Source organism: bacterium, assembly GCA_024224155.1.
Classification (GTDB): Bacteria; Acidobacteriota; Thermoanaerobaculia; order Multivoradales; family JAHEKO01; genus CALZIK01.
This window is the reverse complement of the sequence record JAAENP010000515.1, coordinates 1-20251: the sequence shown is the minus strand read 5'-3', so window position 1 is coordinate 20251 and position 20251 is coordinate 1. Positions and strand designations below refer to the sequence as shown.

The window sequence follows — 20251 nt, the reverse complement described above, 5'->3', positions numbered from 1 at the left end:
AGCTTTCACAAGGTTCGCGACAGGATATACAGATACCTGCCGCTGTCAACCTCGGATTTCTTTCTCTGAAGCGGTAAACTCCGGCGTTCAATGAGCGAAGAACCCACGCCGAAGCCGTCTCTCGAGGAAGCCGACACCAATAGCCCGCTGCGGGCGTTCTTCGGGCTCTTCATCGTTCCGCTGGTCGTGGTTCTGATCTGCGTTGGGGTCTTCGTCGGCTTCGGCTGGATCGCCTACGACCACCAAGATCTGGATGATTATCTGAACGACTTGCGCTCGTCGTGGCGGCCTCGCCGGGCTCAGGCCGCCTACGAACTGTCGAAGATCCTGATCGCCGACCCCGACGCCCTGGCCGAGCAGCCGGAGGCTGCGGCTGAAGTTCGACGGCTCTTTTTGGAAGCCGAGGATGTGGAGATCAAGCGCTATCTCGCTCTGGTCCTTGGCTACACCCACGATCCGGAAGCCGTGCCGGTGCTGACCGACGCGCTGGAGCAGGAGGGCGATTCGCAGACGCGGATCTATCTTTTGTGGGCGTTGGGGCGAATCGGAGATTCGAGCGCGGTGCCGGCGTTGACCGAAGAGCTCGGCTCCGACGACGCCGGGATCCGTAAGGTGGCGGCCTACGCGCTGGGCGAGCTGGGCGATCTGGCCGCGATTCCCCGACTCGAGGCGATGCTGGACGACGGCACCGCCGACGTGCGTTGGAACGCGGCGCTCGCCGTGAGTCGTCTCGGCAGCCGCGAAGCGGTGCCGGTGTTGCACCGCATGCTCGATCGTAACCTCATCGGCAAAGTGCCCGAGATCACTCCGGAACAGCAGGAAGAAACCATGATCGGCGCGCTTGGCGCTCTCGCTCGCATCGACGGAGCGAACGCGCTCGGGACCTTCGAGGAACTGGCCGAGAGCGACCCCAGCTACCGCGTCCGTCAGGCCGCGATCGACGCGCGCAAGTACGTCGAGCAGCAGGGAACGAGGACAGGCACCTAACAACAGGGAACCGACGCTTGCACTCCAACAACCATGCCGCTGTTGTTGGTGTCTGGCCCCTGTTCTCGCGATTCGTGGATCCGAGCCGGGTCGCGGGGCCGCAAGAATCCCGCCCGGTAGTAATGCGAAGCCCACCCCTGAGGGTGTGGCACCGGCCGACTGGCTCGGGGAGACTTGCGTTCATGTTTCCAAGGACGGACCTGGGCTGATGGCCTTTCCAAACGAGAGCCGTTTCGACCAGACAATCCGTTTGATCGCCGGTGCCCTGATTCTCGGCGTCGGGTGGTTCGGCCCCGTCGACGATCTCGCCGGAGTGGCGTTCCGGATTCTGGGCTGGTACCCGCTGGTGACGGGACTCATCGGTTGGTCCCCGCTCTACGCCGTGCTGGGTTGGAGCACGCGAAGAATCCGACGCTAGGCCGAGAGCGATCCGCCGAAAGCATCGCTATACTGCCGGCGTCGAATGGATATCCGGAGACTCAAGTGGGCCTACCTAGCGGGATTGTTGCTTGTCCTGCTGATCCTCGAGCTGGCGCGCAAGCCACTCGACCCCTATCTGCAAACCTGGCCGGGGCGGCTGGTGTGGGCGGGCGTCGTGGCTCTGACGGTTCTTTTTCTGGTGGGCGCCGTCTTCACCGTGCTCGCGCACACGCAAGAGCGGCTCGAGCGGCGAAACCGGGAGTTGCTGGCTCTCGACAAGGCGGCGCGCGATATTCAGGGCGAACTGGCTCTCGCGGCGATCCTACAAAAAGTCGTGGATCAAGCGTGCCAGCTGCTGGGCACGCGCTACGGAGCCCTGGCGGTGATCGACGAGCACAAGCAGATCCTGGAGTTCCTTACCTGCGGGTTGAGCGAGGAGGAACGGGCGCAGATCGGCCATCCTCCGATGGGCAAGGGGCTGCTGGGTGTCGTTTTGCACGAGGAGCGCCACCTGAGGCTGGTCGACATCAGTCGGGACCCCCGCGCTTACGGAGTTCCCGAGCATCACCCGGCGATGAGTACCCTGCTAGCGGTGCCGATTCTCTGTCAGAGTCCGTTTCGCGGCAATCTCTACCTTACCGAGAAGACCGATGGCTCAGCGTTTTCGGAGGAGGATGAGGCGACCCTGGTTCGCTTCGCCGTCACCGCCGCGGTGGCTATCGACAAGTCGTACCTGCACCAGGAGCTCGAGAATGTGGCGATCGCCGAAGAGCGTGTCCGGATCGGCCGGGAAATGCACGACGGCATGGCCCAGGTTTTGGCGTACGTGAACGCCAAGGCACAGGCGATCCGCGAGTACTTGAAAGCGGGCAAAACCGAGCAGGCCAACCAGCAGTTCGAGCAGCTATCGGCGGCCGCGCGAGAGGCGTACACTGACGTACGTGAGGGCATTCTGGCGCTTCGGTCACGGCCCTCCGGAAACCGGCCGCTGGCAGAGGTCTTGAAGGAATACTTCAAGCAGTGGCAGATCTCTAGCGGCATCAGCGGTGAATTGACGCTCGACGAACCGCTTTCGGTGCCTCCTCGTGTGGAATTGCAGCTCTTGCGCGTGATCCAGGAGTCGCTCGCCAACGTGCGCAAGCACGCCAAGGCGACGAAGGTCCGGGTAAGCATCCGGCGCCACTCGAGCGGGCTCGAGGCCGTGGTCGAGGACGACGGGGTAGGCTTCGACCCCGAGTCGGTTGCGCGCGCGGAACTACCCCGATTCGGCCTGACGATCATGCGTGAGCGCGCGGAGAGTGCCGGCGGGCGTCTCGAGATCGAATCGAGCACTGGAGGCGGTACTCGTGTATTGTTCGAGCTGCCCAAGATGGAGGAATGAAGATGCGGATTCTGATTGCCGATGACCATGCCCTGTTTCGGGAGAGCCTGAGCAGCTTGTTGATCGCCCGAGAGCTGGAAGTAGTGGGTGAGGCCAGCAACGGCCGCGAAGCCGTGGAAAAAGCCTGGGAGCTCAAACCCGACGTCGTGCTCATGGACCTGGCGATGCCCGAGGTAGACGGCCTCGCCGCGACCAAGCACCTGGCCGCGGAGCTACCCGAGATCAAGGTCGTCATCTTGACGGCCTCGGATGACGATGAGAGCTTGTTCGAGGCCATCAAGGCGGGGGCCAAGGGCTACCTGCTCAAGGACCTCGAGGCGGACGAGTTCTTCTCGCTGCTCGGAGCGGTCGGGCGCGGCGAGCCCGCTCTGACCCCCTCGCTGGCGCGCAAGCTCCTTGACGAGTTCGCGCGGCCGGCCGGTAAGAAGAGCGACGACCCGGACGCGCTCACCGTGCGCGAGCAGGAAGTCCTTGAGCTCATGGTTGATGGTGTGACCACCAACCGGCGGCTGGCCAAACAACTCGGGATCAGCGAGAACACGGTCAAGTTCCACGTCCGCAACATCCTCGATAAGCTACATCTTCACAACCGCGCGCAAGTCGTGGCCTACGCCCTGAAGCACCGGCTGGTAGAGCCTCCGACGCCGGAATAGAACCGGTCTTTGACGCGTCCAGGTTGACTGCCGCCCGGCAGGGTGGGGGCCTCTCCCGTCAGGCCGGGTGGTGAACGACAGGCTGTGCCCTCATAGGCTGGAATGGGGAGGAAGGAGCCTGTTGTGGACCAGCCGAGACCCGAGGGGCGGCGTGCCCGGATTGCCCTCAAGCCCATCGAGACCGTAGTTGTCGGGACCTCGTTGCTGGAGGGTAGCGACGTGGTTGTCGGCGCGGCGCTCGACGTGGCTCGCGCCGTCAAAGGCCGGTTGAATATCGTGCACTCACTGCCGTTGGATGCACTGGTACCGCGGTTCGGCACGGGTTGGGCGGAGTCGGACTTCTACCGGAAGTGGTCCGAGATGCAGCGCGCCGAGCTGATCTCACAGATCGAGCGCCTGGACATCACGGTAGCGATGGAGTCACGGGTCGAGTCGGGAACTCCGCATCGCGTCATCTTGGACAACGCGGACAGGCTCGGTGCCGAACTCATCGTCATCGGCGCCTCGGAGAGAGGTCGCTTCGCGAAGGTCCTCGGAGGCACGGCGGACCGGATTCTGCGTCAGGCCAAGTGCCCGGTTCTGGTGGTTCGCGGAGATTGGAGGTTTCCGATCGAGCGGGTGCTTGCGCCGGTCGATTTCTCGCTTCTTTCGGGTGACGCACTCGAGTGTGGGCTCGGCTTCCTTCTGCAGATCGGCGTTCCCGCACCGAAGGTCGAGCTGTTTTTCGCGGTCAGCGAGCTTCTGCTCTCGCTGTCCGAGCCGTTCTCATCGGATCAGCTCGAGAAGTTCGCAACCCAAGAGCTGACGCGGTTCGGTCGAGAGGCAGCCGGAACCTGTTCAGCGCAGCTTTCGTCGCGGATTGCCGTGGGCCGTCCGGCGGATGAGATTCTCCAGGCAGCCGAGCAATTTCAGTCCGACCTGGTGGTTCTGGGTACTCACGGCCAGGGCGGCGTCGAGCGAGCGCTCCTCGGTAGCGTCGCCAGAGTCGTTGCGACCGAGGCCGGCTGTGCCGTCCTCTTCATCCCTCCCGAGATCGCCCTGGGGGCATCGGTGGCTGAAGCAGTGATCGAGCAGACCGAGCCCCGTTGGCGCGAGCCTAGTGCTGAGAACGTAAAGACTGCTGACAAAGGTGGTGTGTCGTGAAGATCAAGAAGATTCTCTTTCCGACGGATTTCTCCGAGTCGGCCGACGCGGCCTTCGGTCGGGCGTTGTTCCTGGCCGAGCGTCTGGAGGCCGAGCTCTACATGTTCCACGCTGTGGTGCTGCATGAGTTCGATCCGAATAATCCCGAGCAGGAGTTCCCCGGTTCCGAGGAGGTCTTTCGCCACCTGTTCGAGATCGCCGACTCGAACATGGCGGGATTGCTCAAGCAGCAGGGTCGCGAGATGTTGACACTGCACCAGATCAAGCGACGCGGCGTCTCGGCACCCAGCGTCATTCTCGCGTATGCCGAGGAGATCGACCCGGACTTGATCGTCATGGGGACTCACGGACGCCGGGGTCCGGCCCGGCTCTTCCTGGGCAGTGTCGCCGAGGCTGTGACCCGTCACGCTTCCTGCCCGGTACTCACGGTTCGCGCGGACGCGACGAGTGTCAAGGAAGAGAGCATTAGCAAAATCCTGGTACCGGTGGATTTCTCCGAGGCTTCGGAGCTGACGATTCGGTACGCGGAGAAGCTCGGACATCTCTACCATGCCGGTCTCGAGCTGCTCCACGTCACCGAGGAGATTCCCTATCCGTACTTCTACGTTCCCTCGGAATCGGATGTGGTGATGGAGCGGCTGGAGCGCGCGCGGCAAGCACTGGCCAAGCTGGCGACAGAGACCCTTTCCAAGAGCCTCAACTACACCACAACGGTTCGCTCGGGTCGGGTGGCTAGCGAGATTCTGGACCACGCGAGAGAGAACGACATTGGCTTGCTGGCAATCGGCACCCACGGCCTGAGCGGCTTGGAGCGGATGCTCGTGGGGAGTACGGCGGAGCAGGTGATCAGAGAGGCCGAGTGCCCCGTTTTCGTCGTCAAATCCAAAGGCAAGGTGATTCTCTAGCCACCCTCTTGCGGGCGAATCCGAGAGCCCCGAGCGATGCTCGCCGGTTTCGCTCCTTTGATGGATAATGAACGAGTACGTTAGCCGAAGGAGAAAGCTACTGATGATTGATCGAAGAATGATTCTGTCGGGATTTGTCGTTGGAGTCGCCGCTCTGTCGTTGGTCGCCCTGGTCGCTTGTGGTGGTGGAGGCGCGGGAGCCTCGCCCGAGGTAGCCCAGGGCCACGAGTTGTTCAAGGGCACCTGCGCCACCTGCCATGGTCCCGATGGCGGTGGTATGCCGGCGCTGGGCAAGGACCTTCATAATAACGAGTTCACCCAGAACCTGAGCGATCAGGAGCTCGTCGCGTTCCTCAAGAAGGGCCGGCCGGCGACCGATCCGCTGAACGAGCGCGGCGTGGAGATGCCTCCCATGGGCGGGAATCCGACCTTGACCGACGCCGACTTTCTGTTGATCGCGGGCTACATCCGGTCGCTCCAGTAGGCAACGCAGGGTAGCGGTCGGCACCGCAGGCTGGAGACGCTCGAGCACGAGCTTGGGATGACCGTCCGGGTCCACTCGAAATGACCCGGCCGCTCAGGCGTTCTGCGCCTTGACAGCACAGGCCGGTTCACGTAAAACACGGCTACGCGAAACAGTCTTGACCCTCTTTTGGGGTTCGGGATCGCGGTCCGAATAGCCGATGACCGACGAAAAGAGCAGTTCAGGCGCCGCTAGCGAGGCGGATGGATCCTCGGCCCCGGCGGCGGTGTCGCCGAAAGCGACGGTAGCCAGGGTGCCGGCAGCGAAACCGGCACAGGCGACCTCCCAAGGGGCCGAGATCACCCGCCGCGGGTTGTTCTCGTGGGCCGCCGTAGGCTGGGTGGGTTTCACCGCCGCCATCGGCGGATGCATGACCGCGTTCGGGCGGTTCATGTTCCCCAACGTGCTCTTCGAGCCGCCGACTTCATTCAAGGTCGGTAACACGGAGGACTTTCCTCCCGGCGTGGTCGACGAGCGCTTCAAGGAAGCCAACGGGGTTTGGATCGTCAACAACGAGGGCCGGCTGACCGCTTTGATCGCGATCTGTACTCACCTGGGATGCCCGCCAGCATGGCTCGAGGCCCAGAACAAGTTCAAGTGTCCCTGCCATGGCAGTGGCTACTACAAGAATGGCATCAACTTCGAGGGACCGACGCCGCGGCCGCTCGAGAGGGCAAAGATCTCGATCGATCCCGACGACGGTCAGATTCTGGTCGACAAATCACAGAAGTATCTCTGGGAGCAGGGGCAGTGGGACGATCCGAGCTCCTTTATCGAGGTGAGCTGAGCGGAGCGTTATGCAGCAACTGAAGGACCTTCAGAAAGCGATCGTCAAATCCCAGATCTGGAAGTCGATCTTCCGGGTCGGCATTCCGACCGACAACCGCAAGCGCGCGCTGGCGACGCTGGGGAACGTCGTTCTCCACTTGCATCCGATCAAGGTCAAGAAATCAGGTCTGAGGATGAGCTACACCTGGTGCATGGGCGGCACCTCCTTCTTCCTGTTCCTGGTCGAAACGATCACTGGCCTGTTGTTGATGTTCTACTACCGGCCCACAGTCGAATATGCGTACTTCGACATGGTCGATCTGCGCGAGGTTGTGGCCTTCGGCATTATGCGCGAGCTCCATCGCTGGGCGGCCCACGCCATGGTGATTGCGGTTTGGCTGCACATGTTCCGCGTGTTCATGACCGGCTCGTACAAACCCCCGCGCGAGTTCAACTGGAATGTCGGCGTCATTCTGCTGGTTCTGACCCTCCTGCTTTCTTTCACCGGATACCTCCTGCCGTGGGATCAGCTAGCCATCTGGGCGATTACGGTCGGTTCCAACATGGCAAGGGCGACGCCCTTGCTGGGCCATGAGGGGCCCGGTGCGGCGTTTCTGACCCTGGGAGGGGAGAAACTGATTCACGTCGGCAGCGACGCCCGTTTCGGACTGATCGCCGGCCGAACGATCGGCGGCGGCACTTTGATTCGCTTCTATGTTCTCCACTGCCTGGGTATCCCGTTCGTCGCAGCCTGCTTGATGGCGGTGCATTTCTGGCGCGTGCGCAAGGACGGCGGAATCTCCGGCCCGGTCTAGGCGCCAGCCCCGAGAAGCCATGGAAGCCATCAAGAATCTCATCAATACGCTCTCGTATCCCCAGTTTTCGTTCACTCTCTCCGTCGTCCTTTTTGTGGCATCGGTGAAGATGAAGAAACTCTGGACGCGCACCGGCGGCTGGATCATGCTGGCGTTGATCACGCTTTTTTTCTGCGTCAGCATGCTCGATGAGAACTTCCGCAGCGTCGTGGCGAAGCCCGACAACGTGCCCATCGTCATGATGGTCTATCTCGCCGGGTACTTCTGGTGGCTGGCCATGTACAAGGCGATTAAAAACGACGAGTCCACCGAGAACGGCGCGCCCACGTTCGAGAAGAGTGAATCGGAGGACAAAGTTTTCACCTGGCCGGACCTGGTCTTTTCCGAGTTGATCTGCATGGTCGTCCTCACCGTCGGCATGGTGGTGTGGTCGATCGTGCTCAAGGCGCCGCTCGAAGAGCCGGCCAACCTGTCGGTGGCGCCCAACCCTTCGAAGGCGCCCTGGTACTTCCTGGGCCTACAGGAAATGCTGGTCTATTTCGATCCTTGGATGGCCGGCGTGGTGCTGCCCGGATTGATCATCGTCGGCCTGATGGCGATTCCATATATCGATACTAATCCCAGGGGCAACGGCTACTACACTTTCAAAGAACGCAAGACCGAGATTGTTCTCTTTCTGTTCGGCTACATCGTTTTGTGGGTGCAGTTGATCGTCATCGGCACCTTCCTGCGCGGGCCGAACTGGAACTTCTTCGGGCCCTACGAATTCTGGGACATCAACAAGATCGAGCCCCTAGTCAACATCGATCTCTCGGAGATCATCTGGATCAAGATGCTCGGCGTCGGCCTGCCCTCGCATTGGTTGCCGCGAGAGATCTTCGGCATTCTTCTCATGATCGGGTACTTCATTGTCTTGCCGGTAGCGCTGACCAAGGTGAAGTACTTCAAGCGTTTCTACGACGAAATGGGAGGGGCGCGCTACTACACGGGTATCACCTTATTCCTCACCATGATGCTCTTGCCGATCAAGATGTTCGCCCGCTGGATCTTCAATCTGAAGTACATCGTCCACATTCAGGAGTTTTTCTTCAATATCTAAAGCCATGGCGGCACCGAAAAAGACTCCCGATCGGCACTACAACTTCCGCGGCATGAACGCGGTCTTCGCGTGGAGCTCCATAGCGTTGCTCGCGACCACTTTGTGGATGGTCTGGGACGACTATGCGAAACCGTGGAAGCGGTTCCAGGCCGAGTTCCGCGAGCGCGAGCGCCAGCAGCTTGTGGTGGAGGCGGAAGCCGAAAGAGCAAAGCTCAACGAGAACGAGATCGCTCAGATCCAGCAGGATATTGCCGCCGAAGAAGCATCGCTCGAAGGCAAGCGCAGTGAGATCGAAGAGCTGGCTGCGACGCTGATCAAGACCGGGAAGAACCTCTACGCCGCCGACGTGCGCTCGAGAACGACCAAATCGTTGTTGGATACCGAACGCTTCGAGTACGACTCCGCGCTGCAGAGTGGCAACGAAGGTCGCATCGCCAAGCGCCGAGCGAAGGTCGAGAGCCTGAACGCCCGTCTCACCGAGGAGCGTAAAGAGTTGGAGGCCTTTACCGAGCAGAAGAAGTCGCTCGAGGCGGAGATCGAGAGCAAGCGCAGCGGCGTTGAAGAAGCCGAGCAACGACTCACGGCGCTCCATTCGGGCTACGACAACCTCCAGCAGCAGGTGGCGAGTCTCGACAAGAGAATCGATTACTTCGTGTTGAACGCGCCCTTCATGGACTTCGTTCTCCCGGACCTCAAGATCGAGCAGGTGATCCTCTCCGGCCTCTACAACGACATCAATTTCACCGACGTGGATCGGGTGGATCGCTGCATGACCTGTCACGTAGCGGCTACGCGCGTCGGTTTCGAAGGCGAGGAATGGGAAGAGCCGTTTCGCAGTCACCCCAGGCCTGAGATCTTCCTGAGCGCGAGCTCACCCCATCCGTACAACGAGTTCGGATGCACGACCTGTCACGGCGGACTCGATCGGGCGACGGATTTTGCTCGCGCCGGCCATTCGCCGATCGACGACGAGCAAGAGAAGGAATGGATCGAGAAGTGGGGCTGGAAGAAGCAGAAGTACCTCGAGAGCCCGATCTTCCCTGCGAAGTATTCCGAGGCCGGCTGCATCGGATGTCATCAGGGCAATCTCTGGACTCCCGGCTCCGAGCTTCAGGACACCGGCCGTCAGCTGATCAACAAGATGGGCTGCTACGTTTGCCACAAGATCGACTATGAGGCCTACGAAGACCTCCCGCGGCCGGGCCCCTCGCTGCGCAAAGTGGCGTCCAAGATCTCGCCCGGGTTCGCGTACAAATGGATCTCGGCACCGCGGGACTTCAGGCCGACCAGCTGGATGCCGCATTTCTTCTTCCAGCCCAATACCACCTCGGAGGACAATCTGGAGCGCCAGAGGGCCGAGATTCGCTCCATCGTTGCCTATCTCTGGGGCGAGTCCGAGACGGCCGAGTATCTGCCGGCACCGCCCGGCAATGCGACGCGCGGACAGGAGCTGTTCGAGACGGTCGGCTGCACAGGCTGTCATGTTCGTGACGCCGAAGCCAAGCGGGACGACTTCTTCCCGCAGATCAACCGCCTGCACGGTCCGAACTTGATCAGAGCGGGCAGCAAGCTCTCGAGCGGCTGGCTCTACGCCTGGATCAAGGATCCCAAGCAGTACAATCTCGACACGCGCATGCCGAGCATGCGTCTGACCGACCAGGAGGCGGCCGACATCACCGCCTACCTGCTGTCGAGCCGGGAGCCCGCGTTCGAGAACCTGTCGCTGCCGGAGGTGGACAGCGACATTCGAGACGAGCTCGTACTCATCTATCTCCAGAACAATCTCACCATCGAGGCCAGTCATGCCGCGCTCGACAAGATGGACGACGGTGAGCGAGATAGCTATCTCGGTGAGGAGACCATTCAAAAGTACGGCTGCTGGGGCTGCCACGACGTCGAGGGATTCGAGAACGCCAAACCGATTGGCGTTGAGCTGACAGAAGAGGGCTCAAAACCGATTCACCAGTTCGACTTCGGCCACGTGCATGACGTGCCGCATACGAGGCATGACTGGCTCAAGACCAAGATGCTGGAGCCGCGGATCTGGGACGAGGGCAAGGAAGCGGTCAAGACCTACCAGGAGCTCTACCGAATGCCCGACTTCGGGATGTCGGAGCGCGAGGCCGAAGCCGTCGTGGCCAATGTGCTCGGCTTCACCAAGGATTACGTGATAACGAGCCGGCGCGCTGACCAGAGCCCGGGTGCCGCTGCCCTGGCAGCCGGGCGCAAGCTCATCACGAGTTACAACTGCCAGGGTTGCCATTTGATCGAAGGCCAGGGGCACGCTATCAAGTCGGCGATCGAAGACGTAGGTCAGCTGCCGCCGAATCTGGCGTCGCAGGGAGCTCGCGTCCAGGGCGAATGGCTGTTTGGCTACTTGCACGATCCTTCGAAAGTCTCCATGAGACCCTGGCTGGGCGTACGTATGCCGACGTTCGGGTTCGAGGACGAGGAAGTCAATACCGTCGTTTCCTACTTCCAGACACGAGACGAGCGGGACGCGTTTCTTTCGACGCCAACGGTTGCCGACGCGCGCAGCCGGGCTGTCGGCCGGGTGACGTTCAGTATGTTGCAGTGTGCAAAGTGCCACCCGGCAGGACCTCAAGCGGGAACGGCAGGGGTCAGCGCAGCGGAGCTCGCTCCATCTCTCCTCTTGGCTCCCGGCCGCCTACGGCATGACTGGGTGCCCGAGTGGATCAAGGATCCGCAGTCGTGGGTGCGCGGCACCAACATGCCCGCCAACTTCCAGAAGATGAAGGATGGCAGTTATCAGTCGCCCCTGGCCCAGGCGCTCGCGGCGCCGATGTTCGCCTCCCAGAAGCGCGAGATGATGCACCATTTCGAGTCCGAGGAAGAGCTCAAGGCCTTTCTTTCCGATCCCGACCAGGTTGTGGTTGCGCTGCGTGATCACATCTGGTGGAATCTGTCTCCTAACTGAGGGGCTTTTCGGCCCGAGTGTTTTTCCATAATCAAGATCACAAGGAGGTCTGTCGAAATGCACAAAACTCGACTAACCACGCTCTCAGCAATTCTTCTCGTACCGATGTTCGTCGCGTGCGGCGGCGGTGGTGGTGACACGACCGTTGCCGAGCAAAGTGCTCCGGCGCCGACCGCGGCCCCGGCCCCGGGCGCCGGTAGTGGCTCCGTGGCCGGTGTGGTCAACTACTCGAACGGAGACCCGGATACCGCCATCAAGATGGATGCCGATCCGGTATGCGCCGGTCTCCACGGGGAAACGGTCGAGACCGAAACCGTCGTGGCCGATGCCGGCAAACTGGCGAACGTCTTCGTCTACGTCAAAGAGGGCGTGTCCGGAAGTTACTCGGCTCCCGAAGATACCCACCTGCTGAATCAGGAAGGTTGCACCTACAGACCGCATGTCTCGGGCGTCATGACCGGGCAGAAGCTCGTGGTTCGCAACAGCGATCCGACGCTCCACAATGTCCACGCCCTGCCGCAGAACAACGAGGAGTTCAACCAGGGGCAGCCGTTCCAGGGGATGGAGCTCGAGAAGGAATTCACCACGGCAGAGGTGATGGTCCGCTTCAAGTGCGACGTCCATCCGTGGATGGGCGCCTACATGGCGGTCCTGGACCACCCCTTCTTCGCGGTCAGCGGAGCCGACGGCTCCTTCGAGATCGACGGCCTGCCCGCGGGTGACTACGTCCTCGAGGCGTGGCACGAGACCCTCGGAACCCAGACTCAGTCTGTTTCCGTCGCGGCCGACGGCGCCGTCGGCGTTTCCTTCGATTTCGCTCCCGCTGCCAGCTAGAGCGAGAAAAAGCCCCTTTTTGAGAGAGCGGTCGCCTGGCCAGGCGGCCGCTCTTGTTGCCTGCGCCGGATCCCGGCTCGCTACTTGCTCAGCTTGTTGATACGGCGCTGGGCTTCGCCGTAACGCCGCGAGCTGGAGGGCACGTTGCGATAGGCGGCCACAGCCTTCGTCTTGTCGTCGAGACGGCGATCGTAGGTCTGGCCCGCGCGCCACCAGGTGTCATGCCTGGTGGACGGGAAGTGGTCTCCCAGGTTCTCGAAGGCCTCGACCGCCAGGTCGAACTTCTTGAGCTCCAAGTACATTTCACCCAGGTTCCAGAGAGCGTCCTCGGAGCCGGCGTGCCATGGGTACCTGGTAACCAGCGTGCGGTAGGTGGCCAGGGCCGCTGGAACGCGAGTCTGGAGAATAGGGTCCACCAGGGTCCACTTGGCCTTGGTCTCGAGGGCGGCCTTCTCGAGCAGTGCCTTGGCGCCCCACGGGCTATCGGGGTGCTGTTTCGCGAGCTCGCCCAGCAGTGAGCGTGCCTCGCGAAGGCGATCCCGACCGCCTTGGTCCTGCAACAGCTTCGCGCTGCGATACACGCTCTCCGCCGCTTCATCGGATTCTCCAAAGCGGCTCTGAAGCTCGACATACGTTGCGCGCGCTCTGTCGCGGTTGGCGCGCTTCTCGTGGATCCGCCCGAGCAACAGGTACGCTCGCGGAGTCAGCTCCGCGCGGGGGTGCTGCGCGATCAGGTTCTCCAGGTCCTGTCGAGCCTCGTCGAGCAGACCGGCCTCGAGCTGGTTGCGCGCCACCTCGAGGTCCGCCGCCAATCCGGCTGGGCTTCGCTCGGGCGCGGAAGCAGCCATGGACTGCGTGGCGGCCGGCGCGGCCGCCTCGGCGTCAGGCTTTCGATTTGAGCCAGTGGAGCCAGCGGTGACAGCGGAGCCAGGGGAGCCAGCCCCGCCGGGGTCGTCAGAGGCAGTCGGATCTTCGTCGGACGCCTCGGTGTCGGGCGCGTTCAGGCCGTCGAGGGCGCCGGCGAAGGGGTCGGTTTCCGTCTCCGGCACTTCCGGCCGCTCGTGTTGGACAACTTCCACCGGCCGCTTTGCCGTCGTCGAAGGCGCCTCGCGCTCGCTCTTGAGCGAGTGCCCAACCAGGAAGGTCGCTCCGATCAGCGCGATCACCCCAACCGCGATCAGCCCCGTCCGGATCACGCGGCTGCTGGTCGATTTGAGCAGGATCTTCGAGGTCTGACTGCCGATGCCTCTGACCTCGTGGACGAGGCCGAGCCGCAGCTGGTCTTCCAGGCGGCGGACTTCCTTGAGCAGCCTGGCCACGGTCGGGTAGCGGTCCTGGGGATCGGCTTCCAGACATCTCAGCCCGATCGGGTCAACTTCAGGGGGGACCTCGGAGTTGAGTTGACTCGGGAGGTTGAACCTGCCGACCGGCACCCGTCCGGTGAGCATTTCGTAGAGCAGGACTCCAAGCGAGTAGATGTCGGCGCGGTGATCGGCGCTCACCATGTTGCGTGCCTGCTCGGGCGCCATGTAGTGGAGCGAACCCAGGCTGAATTCGCTCGTTGAGAGGGTCCCCTAATCTTGCGAGATGGTCTCGATCCGGCTGATGCCGAAATCGACGATCTTGACCGCGGACAGGTCTTCCGAGACCAGGATATTGCGTGGCGACAGATCCCGATGAACGATGGTCTTCTGGTGGGCCGCGTCGAGTCCCTTGCATACGCTCTTGAAAACTCGGATCGCTTCGGGCAGCGAGAGTCGCCGTTGGCGTAGGACCGCGTCGAGTGAGGTTCCCGGCACGTATTCCATGACGAAGTAGTGCAGATCGTCTGCCTGTTCCTTCTCGAGGATCCGCACGACGTTGGGATGGTTGAGCAGCGCCACGGCTTGCGCCTCGCGGTTGAAACGCTCGACTCGTTCTTGATCCTCCGCGAGATCGGCCGGCAGCACTTTGATCGCGACGATCTGGTTCGAGGAAGGCCGCGCGGCCTTGTACACCTTGCCCATGGCGCCTTTGCCGATGACGCCGAGGATCTCGTAAGGACCGATGTTCTTTGGATGATCAGTGTCCATGTATCTCGAATGTCACGACCGTGTCCCCTATCCGGATGCGATCGAGATGCTGCAAGAGTTGATCGTCGGCGAGTCGCTCGTTGACCAGAGTGCCGTTGCGGCTCTCGAGATCGACCAGTCTGTAACCTTCTTCGGGCTGCCATGCTATCTGGAGATGCTCGGAACTGGCTCGAGGCTCGGTGAGCACGAGATCGCAATCTCCGGAGCGCCCGATCTTCACTTCGGAGCCGTCGAGCTTGAGCGCCTTGCCATGGTCCGGGTCGGGCGGGTGAAAGCGGGATACTAACATCCTGTTGTACGGGTACGCTTCGCTTCGCTGGCTCCCGCGGACGGGATCGAGATGGGGATAGACTCGACCGGCAATGCGTGAGGAAACCCCGGGTTGGGTCCATCGATACGCGGTCGCGCTGGTGGCTTGCATCGTCTTTCTGATCGGAGCCGGCGCCCTGGTTAAGAGCAAAGAGGCCGGGTTGTCGGTGCCCGATTGGCCCCTGTCGTATGGTTCTCTCAACCCGCCTCGCTGGTGGACGATCGAGAACGTCCGGGCCGAGCACGGGCACCGGCTCATTGCGGGAACGGTGGCCCTGCTCGCGGTCGGCCTGGCGATCGCGATGTCGCGCGTCGAGCCGAGGCGCTGGCTGCGGAAGCTGAGCTACGCCGCCGTGGTCGCGGTGCTGTTGCAGGCTCTTCTCGGCGGCCTGACCGTGCTTTTTTTCCTGCCGACACCGATCTCGGTCAGCCATGCCGGGCTGGCGCAGTTGTTCCTCTGTCTGATCGTAACGATCGCCGTCGCGACCTCGCGCTGGTGGCGGGACCAGCCGTCCCCCCAGCGGGCGGCACCGAGTGTGTTCACGGCGGCGGCGGTCACGACCGGAGCGGTCTACGTTCAGATCCTGGTCGGCGCGGTGATGCGCCACTCCGGGGCGGGGCTGGCCATACCGGACTTTCCGCTGGCGTTCGGGCGGCTGATTCCACCACGCTTCGACTTCTCGATCGCGATTCACTTCAGCCATCGCCTGGGCGCGTTGGTCGTCTGCGGCCTCGTTGCATGGACCGTCCTGCGCGTATTCCGCGGCCCACGATCCGTGGGGCATCTCCGCCGTCCAGCGCAAGCGCTGATCGGTCTGGTGGCGGTCCAGATCACGTTGGGGGCGACCGTGGTGCTTTCGAAGAAGGCCGTGCTCCCCAATACCGTGCACGTGGCGGTCGGAGCGATGGTACTGGCGACCAGCCTGATGCTCACGCTTCGCGCTTGGAGGCTCAGTCCGCGGCGCGTGGCGGTTACCGCTCCAAGGGCGGAGGCCGCGACGTGACGATCGCGGAGCCGGCCGTCCCGGAGGAGCCAGGACGCAGCCGCGCTCACGACATCTGGGAGCTGACCAAACCGCGAATCACCTTCCTGGTGGCGGTGACGGCGGCGATGGGCTTCGTGCTCGGCTCGTCCGCGCGAGTCGACTGGCTGGCCTGCGCCTGGACGGTGGTCGGAACCGCGCTGGTTTCCGCCGGTGCGTCGGCGTTCAACCACCATGGCGAGCGCCGGATCGACGCCCTCATGGAGCGAACCCGCAACCGGCCGTTGCCGGCCGGGCGTCTGGAGCCGTGGTCGGCGATCGTTCTCGGGCTAGGAGCGAGTGCCGCGGGCATCGTGATCCTGGGTTGGCAGGCGAATCCATTGGCGGCACTTCTGGGCGCGGTCGCCCTGGTGAGCTACGTTTGGGTATACACGCCGCTCAAGCGGGTATCCCACCTATCGACGCTTGTGGGCGCGGTGCCGGGCGCTCTGCCGCCCATGATGGGTTGGGCCGCGGCGAGCGGAGGGCTCGGGCCCGGCGCCTGGGCGCTGTTCGCGATTCTGTTCCTGTGGCAGCTGCCGCACTTCATGGCCATCGCCTGGATGTGCCGCAATGACTACGCGCGCGCCGGGCTGCCGATGCTGCCGGTGGTGGAGCCCGATGGGGGATCGACCGCCCGGCAGGCGGTTCTCTACGCCGCCGCGCTGGTGCCGGTGAGTCTCCTGCCGACCGTGCTCGGAGTCACCGGCAGCTGGTATCTTGGAGTGGGTCTGCTCCTCTCGCTCGGGCTGTTGGGCACGGCCGTGGGGTTTGCCAGGTCGGTGGAAGAGCGCACGGCGAAGCGTCTGCTCTTGGCGTCGGTGGTCTATCTGCCGGCGCTGTGCTTGGGACTGGTGCTGAATCGGATCGTCTAGGCTGGGCAAGAGACCCCGACACGGTGTGGAGGAAGTCCTTGCGGCGGGAATATATTCATGATCGTCGATTCCTTTCTGCGCTCGAGTGTGCTAGGTTCCCCGGCATCCAAGGAGAGCTGATCCGATCGCGAAGCCGCAGGAGGCGGGTCCGATCACTGACAAGTAGGAGCTGGAAATGTCGCTATCTCGGAAGCTAGCCGTCGTGATGGGCTTTGTTCTTACCGCATCTTTGGCGGTGGCACAGGGACCGTCCCCGCACGCACAAGGCGTGCAAAACCTGATCAACGACACCCTGGGCGAGGCGCTAATCAGCGTTGACGACCAGACCGGCCTGGCGAGGTTTGTCCAGATGCCGACAAAGGGGAAAGCTCCGCTCGCTCGCGGTCCCATCGCTCCTGCGGGTGATCGAGCGATGAACTTCTTCCGCGCCTACGGCAGCGCCTTCGGCGTGACCGCGGCCGACGACGAGCTCCAGGCTGTGAGAATGGTCCGCGATGGCTACGGCAATGAGCACGCGATTTTCAAGCAGAACTACATGGGTATTCCAGTGTTCGGCGGCGAGCTGCGCGCGCATTTCAATAACCAAGGCGAGCTCTACGCGGCCAACGGCAACTTCGTTCCGGTCAGCAAGCTCGACATGACGCCGAGCCTGAGTCAAGAAGAGGCGGAAGGGCGAGCGATCCGTGACGTGACCTTGATGCAGTTCAAGCGCGCCCGAGGCGGGCTTGAAGTGGGCGATGAGCCCGTCGGCCCCGACGAGAGCTTCGAGAGTCTGAGCGTGGCGGCCACCACGCTGATGGTTTTCCGTACCGGCCTCGTGCAAGGGGTGCCCGGCCGCGACTATCTCGCTTACGAGGTGGAGGTGGTCAACGACGGGCCCACGGTGCGTGAGTTCGTCTACGTCGACGCCCACGGCGGCAAGGTGCTCGATCGGATCACCGGCATTCACGACGCACTCTTCCGCCGGGCGTATGACGCCGAGGGTTTTCCCCATCCGGGACCGAACTACGACGGGTTCCCGTTCTGGGTCGAGGGCGATCCGTTCCCGACCGGCAACGTCGAGGCCGACAACATGATCTACGCCTCGGAGGAGACCTACGACCTGTTCGACAACGCCTTCGGCCGCGACTCTTTCGACGCCGCCGGCGCGACCATGGACGCGATCTTCAACCGGGGCGACAGCTGCCCCAACGCCTCCTGGAACGGCATCTACATCTCGTTCTGCCCGGGGCTGACCACCGACGACGTGACCGCCCACGAGTGGGGCCACGCCTATACCGATTTCACCAACAACCTCATCTACCAGTGGCAGTCGGGCGCTCTCAACGAGTCCTATTCGGATATCTGGGGTGAGACCGTCGACCTGATCAACGGTCGCCAAACTGACCTGCCCGGCGGCCCGCGCACCGACGGAGCCTGCGCCGTTCACACCGGCGGCACCGACAACAGCTTGCGCTGGCTCATGGGCGAAGACGTCAACGCTCCCGGCCTGGTGGGTGCGATCCGCGACATGTGGACCCCCACCTGCTACGGCGACCCCGGCAAGGTCACTGACACGCAATACCACTGCGGACCGGTCGGGAGCGACTTTGGCGGTGTGCACATCAACTCGGGTATCCCCAACCACGCATTCTCCCTGATGGTCGATGGCGGTACCTTCAACGGTTACAGCGGCGCCGGCCTGGGCCTGACCAAGGCCGCCCACATCGAATGGGCCGCCCAGATCATGCTCACGCCAGCGAGCAACTTCCTGGATAACGCCGACGCCCTGGAAGCGGCCTGCTCGAGCCTCATTGGCGCAAACCTGCTCGACTTGAGCACCGGCCTTCCTTCCGGGATGATGATCGACGCCGCGGATTGCTCCCAGGTGTCCGACATCGTCGATGCGGTCGAGTTCCGGACGCCACCTACCCAGTGCGGTTTCACGGCGCTGCTCGATCCCGACGCGCCGGCGCTTTGCGAAGGCTTCGGCACGGCTCAGACCACCTCTTTCGAGAACTTCGAGAGTGGTTCTCTGCCCGCGGGCTGGACCGTCGGCCATGACGCGGTCGTTCCCGCGGACTTCGACACGCCCGACTGGGCGGTCGTCACCGGCCTGCCGGCCGGTGCGAACGGCACCTACGCCGCTTTCGTGGAGGACATCATCGACGCGGGCGATAACTGCGCTTCTGAAAACGCGGCGGGCGCGCTCTTTCTGGACAGCCCGGCGATTGTGCTCCCGGTCGGCGAAGTACCGCACGTGGCCTTTGACCACTGGGTGGCGACCGAGTTCGGATATGACGGCGGCAACGTCAAGGTAAGCGCCAACGGCGGCCCCTGGACGCCGGTACCAGGCAGTGCTTACTCGTTCAATGCCTACAACGCTACGCTCCTCGGCAGTCCGCTCGGGGGTGAAGACGCCTTTACCGGCTCAGACGGGGGTTCCACCGGCGGCAGCTGGGGGCAGTCCCAGGTCAATCTCTTCGGTCTGGCTTTCCCCGGCGACACGGTGCGCCTGCGCTTCGACTTCGGCGTCGATGAGTGCAACGGCTTGGTCGGCTGGTACGTCGATGACGTCCACGTTTACACCTGCTCCGACGAGCCGCTGCCGATCTGCGGCGACGGTCTGCTAAATCATCCGGACGAGGTCTGCGACGACGGCAACATGGCCGACGGCGACGGCTGCTCTAGCACCTGTGAGGTCGAAGACGGCTGGATCTGTGCGGATCCGGTGCCCTCGAACCCCGACGGCTCGAACGTCGTCGCGGACGAGAGCTTCGAAGGTGGTGTACCCAATGCGGATTGGACGGCGTTTTCGACCTTTGGTGGATTCGCAGAGTTCCCGCTGTGCGGCCCAGGCAACGGTTGTCCGGCCACCAGCTTGGCCAGGACAGGCAGTTGGCTCGTTTGGGTTGGCGGTCTTTCCACCGGTGTGACCAGCAGCGTCGACCAGGACATCACCATTCCCGCGGCAGCAACCGACCTGAAGCTGTACACATGGCGCGGAATCTGTGATGACCCGAGCGATACCTTGCACGTCAGCCTCGATGGCACCGACATCGGGACGGTCGTCTGTGATGGCGTCGATGGAGGCTGGGTCGAACAGACCTTCCCGGTGGCGCCCTTCAATGACGGCGGGTCGCACACCCTCTTCATTGGTGGCACCGTTGGTGGTACGAACGGTACCCACAGCAACTTCTTTGTAGAGGACGTGGTCCTCAATGACAATACGCCGACGCCGGCCACACCCAGTGTTTGCCTGCCCCTCGCCGATGATCTTGCCTGCAACGCCGTCGTGGGCTGGGACAACGGCATCGCCGGTGGCTGGACCGTGGTCGACAACGAAGGCACCGGCGTGGTCTGGACCGACATCGCGAGCTCGGGCCTGGGCGGGAACTACACCGGCGGCGACGGCGAGGCGGCCAGTGTCTCGAGTGACGCTGCCGGCTTTGTCGAATTCGACACCGAGCTGATCTCGAACTCCTTCAGTCTGGCAAACCTGCAGTCGGCGTCTCTCGACTACCTGGT

Annotated in this window: 18 protein-coding genes; 15 read left to right on the top strand and 3 right to left on the bottom strand. The window is 62.9% G+C overall.

What is annotated here, in order from left to right; genetic code table 11:
* The first annotated feature begins 90 nt into the window (after nucleotides 1–90).
* From GY769_24130 to GY769_24075, 12 genes are all read left to right on the top strand, one after another.
* Nucleotides 91–987 carry a HEAT repeat domain-containing protein gene (locus tag GY769_24130; GenBank protein ID MCP4205008.1) on the top strand — a complete coding sequence of 299 codons (897 nt, stop codon included), beginning with the start codon at nucleotides 91–93 and terminating at the stop codon, nucleotides 985–987.
* Between the two features lie 208 nt (nucleotides 988–1195).
* On the top strand, nucleotides 1196–1405 hold the full coding sequence (locus GY769_24125) for a DUF2892 domain-containing protein (GenBank protein ID MCP4205007.1): 210 nt from the start codon (nucleotides 1196–1198) through the stop codon (nucleotides 1403–1405).
* Between the two features lie 45 nt (nucleotides 1406–1450).
* Nucleotides 1451–2788 carry a GAF domain-containing sensor histidine kinase gene (locus GY769_24120; protein MCP4205006.1) on the top strand — a complete coding sequence of 446 codons (1338 nt, stop codon included), beginning with the start codon at nucleotides 1451–1453 and terminating at the stop codon, nucleotides 2786–2788.
* Between the two features lie 2 nt (nucleotides 2789–2790).
* Nucleotides 2791–3441: a response regulator transcription factor gene (locus GY769_24115; GenBank protein ID MCP4205005.1), complete on the top strand. Its 651-nt coding sequence runs from the start codon at nucleotides 2791–2793 to the stop codon at nucleotides 3439–3441.
* A gap of 123 nt (nucleotides 3442–3564) precedes the next feature.
* A complete protein-coding gene (locus tag GY769_24110) occupies nucleotides 3565–4584 on the top strand; it encodes a universal stress protein (GenBank protein ID MCP4205004.1) in 1020 nt (339 codons plus the stop codon).
* On the top strand, nucleotides 4581–5489 hold the full coding sequence (locus GY769_24105; GenBank protein MCP4205003.1) for a universal stress protein: 909 nt from the start codon (nucleotides 4581–4583) through the stop codon (nucleotides 5487–5489). Before GY769_24110 ends, GY769_24105 begins: the two co-directional genes overlap by 4 nt.
* Before the next feature lie 103 nt (nucleotides 5490–5592).
* Complete coding sequence (locus GY769_24100; protein ID MCP4205002.1) at nucleotides 5593–5973, top strand: cytochrome c; 381 nt, start codon at nucleotides 5593–5595, stop codon at nucleotides 5971–5973.
* 199 nt (nucleotides 5974–6172) lie between these two features.
* Nucleotides 6173–6799 (top strand): ubiquinol-cytochrome c reductase iron-sulfur subunit, encoded by a 627-nt coding sequence (locus tag GY769_24095; protein MCP4205001.1) that lies wholly within the window; start codon nucleotides 6173–6175, stop codon nucleotides 6797–6799.
* A gap of 10 nt (nucleotides 6800–6809) precedes the next feature.
* Entirely contained in the window at nucleotides 6810–7595 is a 786-nt protein-coding gene (locus GY769_24090) for a DUF4405 domain-containing protein (protein ID MCP4205000.1), read from the top strand.
* A 181-nt stretch (nucleotides 7596–7776) separates the two neighbouring features.
* Entirely contained in the window at nucleotides 7777–8694 is a 918-nt protein-coding gene (locus tag GY769_24085; GenBank protein ID MCP4204999.1) for a cytochrome C, read from the top strand.
* Nucleotides 8695–8698: 4 nt separating this feature from the next.
* Nucleotides 8699–11632 (top strand): c-type cytochrome, encoded by a 2934-nt coding sequence (locus tag GY769_24080; protein ID MCP4204998.1) that lies wholly within the window; start codon nucleotides 8699–8701, stop codon nucleotides 11630–11632.
* Nucleotides 11633–11689: 57 nt separating this feature from the next.
* The gene (locus tag GY769_24075; GenBank protein MCP4204997.1) at nucleotides 11690–12466 is read left to right on the top strand and encodes a hypothetical protein; all 777 of its coding nucleotides are present in this window, start codon (nucleotides 11690–11692) and stop codon (nucleotides 12464–12466) included.
* 80 nt (nucleotides 12467–12546) lie between these two features.
* On the opposite strand, the gene GY769_24070 is transcribed toward GY769_24075, so the two are convergent.
* Genes GY769_24070 through GY769_24060 form a run of 3 tightly spaced genes read right to left on the bottom strand, consistent with a single transcriptional unit; the run spans nucleotide 12547 to nucleotide 14827 of the window.
* Complete coding sequence (locus GY769_24070; protein MCP4204996.1) at nucleotides 12547–13995, bottom strand: tetratricopeptide repeat protein; 1449 nt, start codon at nucleotides 13993–13995, stop codon at nucleotides 12547–12549.
* A 45-nt stretch (nucleotides 13996–14040) separates the two neighbouring features.
* Nucleotides 14041–14538: a serine/threonine protein kinase gene (locus GY769_24065; GenBank protein ID MCP4204995.1), complete on the bottom strand. Its 498-nt coding sequence runs from the start codon at nucleotides 14536–14538 to the stop codon at nucleotides 14041–14043.
* Nucleotides 14528–14827: an FHA domain-containing protein gene (locus tag GY769_24060; GenBank protein MCP4204994.1), complete on the bottom strand. Its 300-nt coding sequence runs from the start codon at nucleotides 14825–14827 to the stop codon at nucleotides 14528–14530. Before GY769_24060 ends, GY769_24065 begins: the two co-directional genes overlap by 11 nt.
* 73 nt (nucleotides 14828–14900) lie before the next feature.
* Here GY769_24060 and GY769_24055 point away from each other — a divergent pair, with 73 nt between their 5' ends.
* The 3 genes from GY769_24055 to GY769_24045 all read left to right on the top strand — a co-directional run.
* Nucleotides 14901–15851, top strand: coding sequence for a heme A synthase (locus tag GY769_24055; protein ID MCP4204993.1), 951 nt, complete (start codon nucleotides 14901–14903; stop codon nucleotides 15849–15851).
* Nucleotides 15848–16744: a protoheme IX farnesyltransferase gene (gene cyoE / locus GY769_24050; GenBank protein ID MCP4204992.1), complete on the top strand. Its 897-nt coding sequence runs from the start codon at nucleotides 15848–15850 to the stop codon at nucleotides 16742–16744. The genes GY769_24055 and cyoE overlap by 4 nt, the downstream gene beginning before the upstream one ends.
* A gap of 175 nt (nucleotides 16745–16919) precedes the next feature.
* Nucleotides 16920–20251 (top strand): DUF4215 domain-containing protein (locus GY769_24045; GenBank protein ID MCP4204991.1); only part of this gene is annotated, 3332 nt, incomplete at its 3' end.